This window comes from Paenibacillus sp. Negev47 (assembly GCF_058313655.1).
The window spans coordinates 490686-502458 of sequence record NZ_CM177754.1; the positions used below are offsets into that span (position 1 = coordinate 490686).

The following is an 11773-nucleotide window of genomic DNA, read 5'->3' on the forward strand; positions in this document are numbered from 1 at the left end:
TTACTAATTATTGTAACATTTTTCGCCCCGATACGTATAAAACTATAAGTGTAATGAAGTTTTGGGCGGAAGGAGGGGCGAAATGAATTTAATTGGTTTCTTATTGCTTGCTGCTGCGCTGGTTCTATTTTTTTCAAGTAACAGTAAGCTAAAACGTTATGTTGCTTATGGTCTTGCAAGCGTTGCAGTAGTGACACTCGTGACAACTGGTCTTTTGATGGAAACAGGATCGAAGTCTAAGGAAGTTCAAGGTTTCGGTGAGAAGGCTACAGTAGTTGAACAAGTCGATACTGGTGAACAACATAAGTAGCCTACTAGCAAAAAGAAGGTTGACGTTTTTTTCGTTAACCTTCTTTTTTCGTTCAGAAAAAGCTTGCTCGTTGGTGGTAACACGATCTTGAGGATGTTTATCATAGTCCGTAAAGGGTATACAAAAGGGATCGTCAGCATATCTGCAACGATCCTTTTTGTATACCTACTCTGACGCTGGTAAATAACGAAATCAGTTTAGAGTCTAAGATTTCTATTATATTACGTACTAAAGTTCTTCCTTCGTATTTGCAAGTTTAACAGAAAGCAATCCTGACATGTTACCGCCGTTTTTAGTGCTAATGCTAACCCAGTGAGTACCAGTTGCCCATGGTTTCGTTCCATATTCAGTCCAAGATGCCCCAGGAGCTACAGAGAACGACATTTTTTGAGTACCAGACAGAGTACTTTGAGTAACTCGGACAGTTAAGGTTTCTTTAGATGTATTTTGAACCCAAACTTTGACCCATCCAAAATTTGCTTGGATATTGAAACTCTTCGTGTAGCTACTTCCGGAAATTTGTGAATTCACAATCTCATTATCAACTGCCATTGGGGTAATGATGCTTTCCCCTTGTGTAGATGTAGTAGTTACTGATGAGTCCACTACATTATTTGTTGGTGCAGCAGATGCAACTGTGACAGCTGCTACCAAGGATAATGCCGACAAACCTACGAACAAAGTGTTTTTTTTCATAATTATAACCCCTCTTATTTCAATATATACATAAAATTAGCTTTATTAATTTACCATAAGTTACATGTATATACTAGAAGGAGATAATTCCAATTTAAAATTTCGTCGGCGGTTAGCAATTTTCCTGTTCTCTACCGTCCGCAAAGGTATATCTTTAGGGACTACTTAAAACAACACATTCTTCCTTCCTTAAAGGTATTGTTTTTCATTTTAAAACGTTTATTATATATTCAACACCTTTTTAAACTTTTGGTAATTAAGTTCATTGAAACAAATTATTATCGTAGTAGCATTTAAAAAAACTGACCTAAACAAAAAAACTATAAAATGAAGTGAATAATAACATTTTTGTGAGGTGAAATGGTTATGGAAAAGGTATTTGGTATTGTCGGTGGTCTGATTAGTATTCTTATCTTTATTTTAGTTAGTATTAATCCTAATTCAAATGGAATTTCAACCATTATTTTGGTTGTTGGTTTACTAATTCCATCCTGTGGTGTGATATATGCTTCTTTAACTCAACGAAGTTTATTATTAATGTTTTCTGTGATTTGGTCTTTACCATTAAGTCTTTATATTTCTTCAGGTGAAGGAGTTTTCAAGTATACTTGGATTACTATTGTTTTATGTTTAATCAGCTTTGTATTGATACTAATAAAAAAGAGACCAGGCAACTGATAAACTGTACCCTATAGAGTAGACACTTTAAAAAAGTCTCTCTATGGGGTACTTTTGTTGTATACCATGAACGAGACGAGGACGGAGAACGATTAATGAGTAAGAAAACATTTACAACACGCGAAGTAGAGCAATTTGCTACAAATCCCTATGTGAAGTCTGTTTCGACCAAGGGAATCACTTATACGGACGAGTTCAAACAACTCTTTATTACATTAAATCAGCAAGGAAGGCTGCCTAGAGAGATCTTTGAGACTTGTGGATTTGACGTTCAGATCATTGGAATGACTCGGGTCAAAGCCGCAGCTGACCGATGGAGAGCCAGTTACAACGAGCAAGGGGCTCTAGGCTTACAAGATACACGAGGCAAACATTCAGGAGAGTCTCTAAAACGAGAGTTAACCTTGGCAGAAAAGAACGCGAAACTCGAAGCACAGATTCACCTGCTCCAAGCAGAGAATGAACTCTTAAAAAAGATTCGCCTGGCCGAACGGGGGTGGAACCACGAGTAAAACTAACGCCTGGTCTTCGATACAGTTTAATCCGAACCGTGATTGAGAAATACCATCTTCAGCGAATGGTAAGTGTTCTGTGTGAGACTGCCGGGGTCTCCAAAAGCGGATATTACCGATACTGGAGCACTTCAGCCATTCACAGCCGCACGAAGAAGGAACAGGTTGATGAGGAAATAGGTGTGTACATCCGTCAAGCCTTCCAGTTTAAGAAACGTAACAAGGGCGCTCGCTCCATAAAGATGACGCTGCAAGGACAATTTCAGATCATCTGGAATCTCAAGCGCATCCGAAGAATCATGAAAAAATACGATATTGTATGTCCTCATCGACGAACTAATCCCTACAAACGAATGATGAAGGCAACCCATGAACATCGAACCATGCCTAACCTGTTACAACGCAACTTCAAACAAGGCATCCCGGGCAAAGTACTTCTAACAGATATTACATACTTAAGTTACGGCCAAGGGAAACGCGCCTATCTGTCCACCATCAAGGATAGTTCAACCAATGAAATTTTGGCTTATCATGTGTCGGAGCGAATGACGATGGATCTGGCGACAAACACGTTGCTCCACTTACAGAAAAATCGCAAATTCAAGAAGAGTCATGATGCTTTCATTCATTCCGATCAAGGTACGCACTACACTCATCCGGATTTTCAGAAGAAAGTGAAACGGATGGGGCTTGGGCAATCCATGTCCAGACGAGGAAATTGTTGGGATAACGCACCACAGGAGTCGTTTTTTGGTCATTTTAAGGACGAAACTTCCTTAAAGAGCTATGCCACGTTAGACGAAGTCAAACGAGAAGTTAAATCCTATATGACCTACTATAATCACTATAGATACCAGTGGAACCTAAAAAGGATGACCCCTGTACAATACAGAGATCATCTTCTTGAAGCCGTATAGTTTTTTTTAGAAATGTCCTTTACATAGGGTACAGTTTACTGACGCCTGATCTCTTTTTTTATTAGTATATTTCAATGGTACTTGTTAGCAAAATACTAGCTTCGCCAGATGCATCCTCAATAGCATTATAATCGTAGGAGCCATCCTTAAATCCCCATACTTTCACATTGTGGTTAACATAGGTGTATAAGTTATCATCCAGAAAATCATAGTTTGAAAAACTTGCGATAGTTTCTTGGCCAACCCCACCAGATGTATCACTTCTCCGTGTTTGTTCCGAATCTACAGACCAGTGTGAATCTACAGGGGATGGATTAGCTGCCCAAGTTGCGGAACCGCCATCGCTATAAATGGCATAATCATTTTGCATATACCAGTAAAGAATTGCTTTTGAGTAGCATATCTCCCAGAGTACAGGGTCATAGGTTAATAATTTTACTTGTTTACTCCACATAGGTGCAAATGGTTTTATGGAATACTCTGGATCGTTCGAGAGGTCTGTTTCGGTGGTAGTAAAGGTATTCTTTTCTCTGTTAATCGTAATATCATATCGAGTAGGTTTATCATTAGCCTCTCCTGAACCACTAATTACTTTCCTAATCGTACCATCTGATAGTTCTTGAATAGATACATTTAGGTCGTCATTTCCGTCCACCGGTTTAAGTTTAACTGAGTTTACAACAGCTTTTGGTTCTTTTGCTGGTGCTTCATTTGCCGAAGCAACGCCGGCAAATAGGCTAGTAACCATTGATACAGAGAAAAGAATACTCAAAATTCGCCTCTTCATTTCCAATTCACTCCTTTATTTGTAATTATATTCAACAATAACGTTTTTATATAATTTAAGCTATAGGGATTCAGATCTATTTGGGGGATACCTCACATGGTCAAAATTCTGGAAGCCATGATTAATTAAGACGGGGAGTGGGAAATCTAATGTTCGGCTTTTAAAGCTATTTGGATCCCAGGAAAGCTCCTGCAGCTGATCGTTCTTGACTCTATACTCGGACGTTTAAATTATGGTCAATTGAAAAAAAGAAGCAGAAACCGAATATTGATGAAGCGATATCAGTGTTCATTATGCCAGGAAGACAATAAAATGAGTTTGGATCCCCAAGCCAGCTTTCCGAAGCTGGCTTTTAATGTTGTGTCCAATAGTCGATATTATCGGCTCGATGGGAGCAGCTTTGGATTCAACGATTTCCCAGCCTTGTAGTATTTTAATAGACTCGACCTGTCTTTTGTCGTCCCAAGAAATATAGAGCTGATCCTCCAGACGGGTTAGACACTTCTGGTTCACAGTATGCAAAAACATTAGGCTGATCAGCGATGTTCCGCTGCTCATGATGAGTGCTCGAATCGAGGAAGAGAGCAAAGTCAGGGGGCTTGGGTTGGGAGCTGACGATTATATTACGAAGCCCTTCAGTCTAACAGAACTTACAGCTCGCATTAAATCTCATCTGAATAGGTACCGAAGATATCAGGGCGTAGAGCCGGATTCGACAGATCGGCAATATAACGATGGGTTATCGATCGATTATCTGAATCAGCGCGCACAGCTTCATGGAGAACATGTGGCACTAACCAACAAGGAATGGGCTTTGCTCATACTGCTTGCCTCTCATCCGGGCCGGGTGTTTACCAAGGCGGAACTGTATGAACATGTCTGGGGTCAGCCAGAGGCGGGGAACTCGAGTACAGTCACAGTTCATGTGAAGAGCCTTCGGGCTAAGCTTGGTGACGAGCCCCATCATCCACGCTGGATTCAGACGGTGTGGGGCAGTGGCTACCGGTTTGTGGGGGAGCCTGAGGAATGAAGCTGAAGTACTGGTTAATGCTCGCCTTCCTCATTGTAATGCTGCTGCCTGTCGTCGCTGGGTGGGCGCTGTACTCCCTGTATAACTATTACAATGATCAGCGTGCTGTAACGGAATATGTAGAGTTGTCTGGACAAATGGCCCCTATTGAACTGGCTTTATCTGACCCGGGTCTGTACCGGTTGCAATCGCCTGATGCCTTCGCTGCACTCTCCGAATTGGAGAATGGTCGGGTGAACTTTGATCTATATTTACCAACAGGGATTCGGGTGTATACATCGGGGGGGAGTACATGGTCTGCTGAAGCTTACACCGTTGGGGGTGCGGAGCTGTATCGTAATTTGTACAACTTACAGATTCGTCATCGCACATTCTCACTGAAAAAACCCGTGTGGGAAAAAGGTGAGTTGGTTGGCATTTACGAAATCGTCATGCTGCGTGGAGATTGGCTGGAAGGCATATCCCTGCGGACAACCTGGGTCATGGGTCTCGCTGCTGCTTTCTTTATCCTGTTATACGGAACAGTGCTGCGGCTTCTATCCCGAAAGCTCTTTCGGCCGATGAAATATCTCATAGAACGAATGGATGCTTTTGCACGGGGAGAGGCTGCTCCGGATGTGGTACCTGTTCGTCATGATGAAATGGGCACATTGCTCCAACAGTTTGATGCAATGCAAGACAAGATCAGACATACTCAGGCCGATGTGGAAAGGGAGCAAAAAGAAAAAGAGCTCATGATTGCCTCGTTATCCCATGATCTGAAAACACCGTTGATGTCCATTAGTGCCTATACGGAAGTACTTAACGGTGATCGTCAACTGGAACGCCTTGAAAGGCAGGAATATCAGGATGTGCTGCTCGGGAATGTGGAGCGGATGAAACAGATGATTAGTGAACTTGAGATGTATACGGCACTGGGTTCCAGTGAATCGGAGATGTCCATGGTTGAGGTGGAAGGTGAGGAGTTTTTTGATATGCTGCTTGGGAGCTATGAGGGACTTGCTGAGCGTGGGCAGATTGACGTGAAGATGGATGTCCGCACAGATCAACTGTACCGAGTTCATCCCGAACAACTGATGCGCCTGACAGATAATCTGATAAATAATGCACTACGCCACACAAGGACGAACGGTGTAATGGGACTAGGGGTTATTGCTTCAGATTGGGAGCTTCCTGAATGGATTATTCCTTCGCTAGGAGCTGAATTGGATAACTACAGGGCGGGAGCAACATTGATCATAGTACAAAACGAAGGTCCTGCTATTCCTGAAGAACAGCTCATTCGTATCTTCGAACCCTATGTTCAACACCAGAATCAGGAGGAGAAGACGTATGCAGGTGGTTCGGGATTGGGGTTGAGTATAGCCAAACGGGTTGCAATAAAGCACGGGGGGGATATGCGCATGTGGTCATACGAAGGATGTGGAACGCTGGCAGCATGCCGATTGCCTGAACATGGAGAATGTAAACGCAGAGAGGATGGGTAAGATGATGAAAAAAGGATGGATGATGCTGGGTACTGCTTTGCTTGCAGGCGCCCTGCTTGGAGGTTGCGCGGAGAAGGATATGCTGGCTATGTCAGGAGACGATATGATCGAGAAGGTTGTCTCAGCAGAAACAGAACCTGCCTCATATTATGCGGAAGGTGTGATGAAGATATGGGCGGACGACAAGCTGAGTAACACCATGCAAATTAAGGAATGGGTAGATGGTGAAACTGGACGAAAGCGCACGGAAACATCCGAGAATGGCAATGTCAGTTACGCAGTTAATAACGGAAAGGAGATCATCCTTTATGAAAAAGAAACAGGAGCAGCATATTCCATGGATGCATCATCCGTGTCACAACAGCCTAATCAAACCCAGAAACAAATATTGGTTGATCAACTAGAGCGGTTACGTACTACGCATGATGTGAATATGATGGGACAGGAGAAACTTCATGGACAGGACGTCATTCATATTGAATTGACACCAAAAGAAGAAGGCGCGTTCTCCATATCTTCAGAGTATTGGGTAGACCCCAAAACGTGGATGATTGTCAAAGTAAACAGCGCGTATGGGGATGGAAAATCAGAAATGGTCTATGATCCGATTCAGTATGACCCTGAATTCACAAAGGATACTTTCGTAATTGACATCCCTAAGGAGGTCGATGTGAAGGACTTGAACGATATGATGCAGAATTCCGAAGTGACCCTAGAGGAAGCGGAAAAAGCGTTGGAACAGCCGTTCCTACAGGACATGAGTGGAGAATTCGAACGATCACGGATCGAAATGTCTACATTGGGCGGTGAGCTGAGCAGAGATGAAGTAACCTTGTATTATGTACGTGACGACAAGGTAGAAGTCAGCCTGACAGTATTCAAGATGCCGGAAGAAAATGTGGACGATACACTAATGCCGGATGAAGCCAAGATTAAGGTTCGTAACACCGAGGGTTCATATATGAAGAGCATTCGGAACATATCATGGAGTGAAAATGGCTTGCGGTACTCCGTCATGGGTGAAAACGAAGGATGGACGAAAGAGAAGCTTCAAGCTTGGATAAATGAATTGAAGCTGCCTAATCATTCCTAATGAGTGATAAAGATGATAATTATACGTCACTTTTGTTGACATATAATGTGTAGCATATTAATCTGTAAGTATATGTACCAGATATGATTCAGATATGATCCAATTGAACAGAAGACACACGTTCGATGTGAGTTGAACGAGAAAGTGAATATAAGCGGATGATAACGAGCGGGAGAGACCTGGGTTAGCCGAGCAAAAGGGCTAGTGTTCAGGCACCGAAGGAGCAAGCTGCTGCGCACCCGGCGCAGTGGTTAATCTCTCAGGTAAATGTACCATCGTTGGACGCAACTCTGGAGAGTGCGCGAACTGCGCCACCCAAGGGGTATATGATCAGTTAGCCCGGTGACCTTGCCTGTAATCGCAGGCATTCACCTTGTCCTTGGACACTGCTGGTCATGAAACTCTCAGGTATCGAGGACAGAGAGAGGGCCTGAGGCCTTCTTCTGTCCTTTTTTGATGTCATCATTCAGTAAAAAAAGAACATTGTGGAATGGGATCTGGATGGAAATGACGAATACAATTGGAGGGTTACAAGGTGCGATTTAAAGATGTGTTTTCAATTATTGGCCCGTCGATGACGGGGCCTTCAAGTTCACATACAGCTGGAGCAGCAAGGTTAGGGAGAATCGCTCGCCAGTGGCTCGGTTGTACGCCGGATCGGGCGCGACTGACGCTGTACGGTTCATTTGCAGATACGTATCAGGGTCACGGCACGGATCTGGCACTGATCGGCGGTCTTCTGGACTATGTCACAGACGATCCGCGTATCCCGGATGCAGAGCAATACGCAGAAGAAGCGGGCATGGAGGTTGAGTTTTATACAAGCGGCCTGCCTGCTCCGCATCCGAATACGGTCAAAATTGAGTTATGGCATGGAGAGCGTGCCTGCTCCTTGATCGGGGCTTCCATTGGTGGCGGCAGCGTATCGGTGCATGCGATGAATGATTTTCGTGTCCAGATCAGTGGTGAATTCCCTACACTCGTTCTGCGGCATGCTGACAAAGCAGGCGTACTTGCGTCAGTGACGTCTACGATCAGTTCATCGGGAGTTAACATCGGCTATATGCAGGTGGATCGGAAAGCTCGGGATGGTGAAGCGCTGACGGCAATGGAGATGGACGGCGTGCCTAATCCGGATATGTTGAAGCGTCTGCGTTCGCTCGACCATGTGCTGGACATTCGTGTCATTGATTTGAAGAGAGGAGTTGATTCGGATGCGGTTTAAACATTTGCACGAATTGAATACGATCTGTACAGCGGAATCCAAAACCATTGCTCAGCTGATGATTGAGGAGCAGGTCCAAGAAACGAATACGCCTGAAGCGAACGTTGTGCAGCAGATGTCGGACTATTATCAAGTGATGAAGGAAGCGGTACAGAAGGGATTAACGGAAGATACCACATCACGCAGCGGGTTAACGGGTGGAGACGGCAAGAAAATGGCCGAGTACATTCGCAAAGGTGAGACTTGCTCTGGTGATGCTTCTGCACTTGCGATGGCGTATGCCCTGTGTGTATCTGAAGTGAATGCTTCCATGGGCCGCATCGTGGCAACACCAACAGCTGGTTCCTGCGGCATTATTCCTGGTGTGTTTATCAGTTCACAGGAGCGGTTTGGCTGGACGGACGAACACTTGGTTAACGGGTTGTTCTGTGCTGGGGCAATCGGTTATGTTATTGCGAACAATTCATTTATCTCCGGTGCCGAGGGTGGCTGTCAGGCGGAAGTGGGTTCTGCGATTGGTATGGCTGCGGGTGCCATGGTTGAACTGCGTGGAGGTACACCGGAGCAGGTCGTTCATGCCGTTGGCTTGGCTTTAAAAAATACACTGGGCCTTATCTGCGATCCAGTCGCAGGCCTCGTCGAAATTCCGTGCATCGTCCGTAACGGACTGGGTGCCGTCACAGCATTGGCTGCGGCCGATATGGCATTGGCCGGTGTACGTAGTGCCATCCCGTCAGACGAAGTCATAGACGTCATGCTGGAAGTAGGCAGTGCGATGCCGAGCCGTCACCGGGAGACAGCCCAAGGCGGATTGGCTCAGACACCAACAGGCCGCAAAATGATGCAAAATCTGGCCAAACCGAAAGCAAAACGTGCCGAACAGGAGACGGAGTCCTCTACTGAAAATGATGCAGAACCTACGGCATAATGGATTGATATGAAATAAATCTAACTCTAACTTGTGGAGCCTTGAGCCTTGACTATTAAAGATGATGCAGGGCTCCCTACATGATACGAAAAGCCGATACAAATCTTCCTGGTGAAGATTTGTATCGGCTTTTTTGTCTTTTTCTAACGAAGAAAATAAAAACATTGACTCTTTATATATCGTATTGATATATTATTTATTGTCATATATCAATACGATATATAAAGAGCGAAAGAAAACTAAAGGAGATGGATAGAATGAAAGGGGTTTTCCAGACGAGTCTGCTGTTTTTGAAAAATGGAGCAACCATTGTAGGATTAATTACGGCTGTGCTATTTCAGGTTTTTTTTAACATCATCTGGCTTAGCGGATACGATCAGGTTAATGAGAGAATGACTGAACTGGCTGTCACCATCGTGAATGAAGACGGGGCTGCGGCTGTGCCGGTGGCCGAGTCTTTGGCAGGGGGGCTGGATTTCGAGATCAAACCATCCGAATCGATGCAAGAAGCGAGACAGCTGTTAATGGACCGGGATGTGTACATGATCATTGAGATTCCATCCGGTTTTATGCAGCAGGCAGGAGACTTGTCGAAGCCGGTGGCAGTTAAGTATGTGATGAACGAATCGAACGTGGCTACCGTTAAAAGTGTGATGCAGAACGTAGCCGCACAAGTTACAGCGACGTTGAACCGTGAAGTACAACAGAAGGTTATTCACGGAGTACTGGACCAGTCCGGTATGACTGCCGATCAGGCCGATAGGCTAGCGCTGGGGTTATCTTCACGTGTGGAGGCAGAGGTGGAGCGGTTAAATCCTGTCCATAATTTTTCTTTTTCCATGGTACCGATGTTGATTGTAACGGCTACGTTTACCGGAGCGATGTTGCTTGGCATGAATCTGCAGAAAGTGTCTGGTGAACTGAGTGGTAGGGCAGGGAAATGGGAGCGCTTCTGGGCCCGCAACATTGTTAATCTGGGTGCTGCATTTATTGTTTCACTCGTTGGATCGGGAATGATGCACGTTATGGGGGTATCGTCAGCAGATGGGTGGTTAATGTTATGGCTATTCCAGTTGCTGATCACCTTATCTTTTCTATTCGTGGCACAGTTGAGCCTGCTGTTGCTTGGCAATGCGGGGGCTTGGTTAAACAGTGCGTTGTTGCCTCTGCTAATGCTGTCCTCGGGCTCAACAATTCCGCGCGATGTAATGTCTGAGTTCTACCAAATGATCGGTCATTATCTGCCGGGGACTTATGCCGTAGAGGGGATGACGAACCTTGTACTTGGAGGAAACGGGATCGGCAGGGATGCATTCTTTCTTGCATTAATCGGGGTAACAACGCTGACTTTGGGAGCTTTTAGCATCTGGATCAGAAGTTCCAGCCCGGCAATTTCTGATCCTCGTAGGAGGAAGCAGCCTGTTACTGTACCTGCTGCTCTGGAAGCATCAGTGTCTTCATCCGATTATTGAATATGGGGTGCTGATTGTGATACGTTAAGGGGAATGGAAAGGAGCGGTGAACCGATGAACACGCAGCATGTCATCCTCGGAATACTGCACAATCAGCCATGTTCGGGATACGAGATCAAGCAATACTTTGAACAATATTTTTCATTTTTCTTTGATGCCAGCTTCGGCACGATATATCCTACACTTGCGAAAATGGAGAAGTCAGGGCTGCTCACTAAGGAATCGGTGAGACAGGAAGGTAAACCCGACAAGAACGTGTACTCTTTGACTCCTGAGGGATCAGCACAATTTCACGCCTACCTGATGAGTCCCCTGGAAGACGAGATATTCCGTTCTGATTTTCTGATGCGGTTGTATTTCGGAGAGTTAGCGGATGAGGCCACTGTAATGGGGTGGGTTTCGACGGAATTGAGACGCAAAGAATTGTTATATGACGAGCTTCAGCGACAGATGAAGGAATTCGGCGAACGGATTTCACCTTCACAACGTTTGTGCATGCAAGTGGGACTTGTGCAGTATGAGGCCACCATCCAATTGCTCAAAGAGCAACTGGCTGATCCTGTGTAATCCATAACAGCGATTGATATGCGAAATAGGCGCTCTACAGATCAGGAACAGGTCTGTGAGCGCCTATTTTG

At 44.8% G+C, this 11773-nt stretch carries 12 protein-coding genes, 1 pseudogene and 2 riboswitches; of the genes and pseudogenes, 11 read left to right on the forward strand and 2 right to left on the reverse strand.

Translation table 11 applies throughout. The features are described 5' to 3' along the window. The first annotated feature begins 82 nt into the window (after window positions 1-82). Window positions 83-310 carry a hypothetical protein gene (locus tag AC4G47_RS02385; protein WP_491104599.1) on the forward strand — a complete coding sequence of 76 codons (228 nt, stop codon included), beginning with the start codon at window positions 83-85 and terminating at the stop codon, window positions 308-310. A 228-nt stretch (window positions 311-538) separates the two neighbouring features. On the opposite strand, the gene AC4G47_RS02390 is transcribed toward AC4G47_RS02385, so the two are convergent. Beyond that, window positions 539-1006: a hypothetical protein gene (locus tag AC4G47_RS02390; RefSeq protein WP_491104600.1), complete on the reverse strand. Its 468-nt coding sequence runs from the start codon at window positions 1004-1006 to the stop codon at window positions 539-541. 366 nt (window positions 1007-1372) lie between these two features. On the opposite strand from AC4G47_RS02390, the gene AC4G47_RS02395 reads away from it, so the two are divergent. Together AC4G47_RS02395 and AC4G47_RS02400 are read left to right on the forward strand one after the other, a co-directional pair. Next, a complete protein-coding gene (locus tag AC4G47_RS02395) occupies window positions 1373-1684 on the forward strand; it encodes a hypothetical protein (protein WP_491104602.1) in 312 nt (103 codons plus the stop codon). A 95-nt stretch (window positions 1685-1779) separates the two neighbouring features. Further along, a protein-coding gene (locus tag AC4G47_RS02400; protein WP_491104603.1) for an IS3 family transposase occupies window positions 1780-3113 on the forward strand; the annotation gives its coding sequence in 2 pieces (ribosomal slippage) (window positions 1780-2182 and window positions 2182-3113; 1335 coding nt in all). Between the two features lie 61 nt (window positions 3114-3174). On the opposite strand, the gene AC4G47_RS02405 is transcribed toward AC4G47_RS02400, so the two are convergent. Next, window positions 3175-3900: a hypothetical protein gene (locus AC4G47_RS02405; protein WP_491104604.1), complete on the reverse strand. Its 726-nt coding sequence runs from the start codon at window positions 3898-3900 to the stop codon at window positions 3175-3177. A 523-nt stretch (window positions 3901-4423) separates the two neighbouring features. Here AC4G47_RS02405 and AC4G47_RS02410 point away from each other — a divergent pair. The 8 genes and pseudogenes from AC4G47_RS02410 to AC4G47_RS02445 all read left to right on the forward strand — a co-directional run. Continuing rightward, a pseudogene (locus AC4G47_RS02410) lies at window positions 4424-4555 on the forward strand (response regulator); the annotation flags it as partial. 18 nt (window positions 4556-4573) lie between these two features. After that, window positions 4574-4930, forward strand: coding sequence for a winged helix-turn-helix domain-containing protein (locus AC4G47_RS02415; protein ID WP_491106626.1), 357 nt, complete (start codon window positions 4574-4576; stop codon window positions 4928-4930). Beyond that, window positions 4927-6417 (forward strand): HAMP domain-containing sensor histidine kinase, encoded by a 1491-nt coding sequence (locus AC4G47_RS02420; protein WP_491104606.1) that lies wholly within the window; start codon window positions 4927-4929, stop codon window positions 6415-6417. Before AC4G47_RS02415 ends, AC4G47_RS02420 begins: the two co-directional genes overlap by 4 nt. 1 nt (window position 6418) lies before the next feature. Next, window positions 6419-7510: a LolA family protein gene (locus tag AC4G47_RS02425; RefSeq protein ID WP_491104608.1), complete on the forward strand. Its 1092-nt coding sequence runs from the start codon at window positions 6419-6421 to the stop codon at window positions 7508-7510. Window positions 7511-7669: 159 nt separating this feature from the next. Next, a riboswitch (glycine riboswitch) is annotated at window positions 7670-7794 on the forward strand. 4 nt (window positions 7795-7798) lie between these two features. Continuing rightward, window positions 7799-7933, forward strand: a riboswitch (glycine riboswitch). A gap of 112 nt (window positions 7934-8045) precedes the next feature. Next, complete coding sequence (sdaAB, locus tag AC4G47_RS02430) at window positions 8046-8735, forward strand: L-serine ammonia-lyase, iron-sulfur-dependent subunit beta (RefSeq protein ID WP_145325650.1); 690 nt, start codon at window positions 8046-8048, stop codon at window positions 8733-8735. Continuing rightward, window positions 8725-9663 carry an L-serine ammonia-lyase, iron-sulfur-dependent, subunit alpha gene (gene sdaAA, locus AC4G47_RS02435; RefSeq protein WP_491104609.1) on the forward strand — a complete coding sequence of 313 codons (939 nt, stop codon included), beginning with the start codon at window positions 8725-8727 and terminating at the stop codon, window positions 9661-9663. The genes sdaAB and sdaAA overlap by 11 nt, the downstream gene beginning before the upstream one ends. Window positions 9664-9920: 257 nt before the next feature. Continuing rightward, the gene (locus AC4G47_RS02440; RefSeq protein ID WP_491104611.1) at window positions 9921-11135 is read left to right on the forward strand and encodes a YhgE/Pip domain-containing protein; all 1215 of its coding nucleotides are present in this window, start codon (window positions 9921-9923) and stop codon (window positions 11133-11135) included. A 54-nt stretch (window positions 11136-11189) separates the two neighbouring features. Next, window positions 11190-11702 (forward strand): helix-turn-helix transcriptional regulator, encoded by a 513-nt coding sequence (locus AC4G47_RS02445; protein ID WP_491104612.1) that lies wholly within the window; start codon window positions 11190-11192, stop codon window positions 11700-11702. Window positions 11703-11773: the final 71 nt, after the last annotated feature.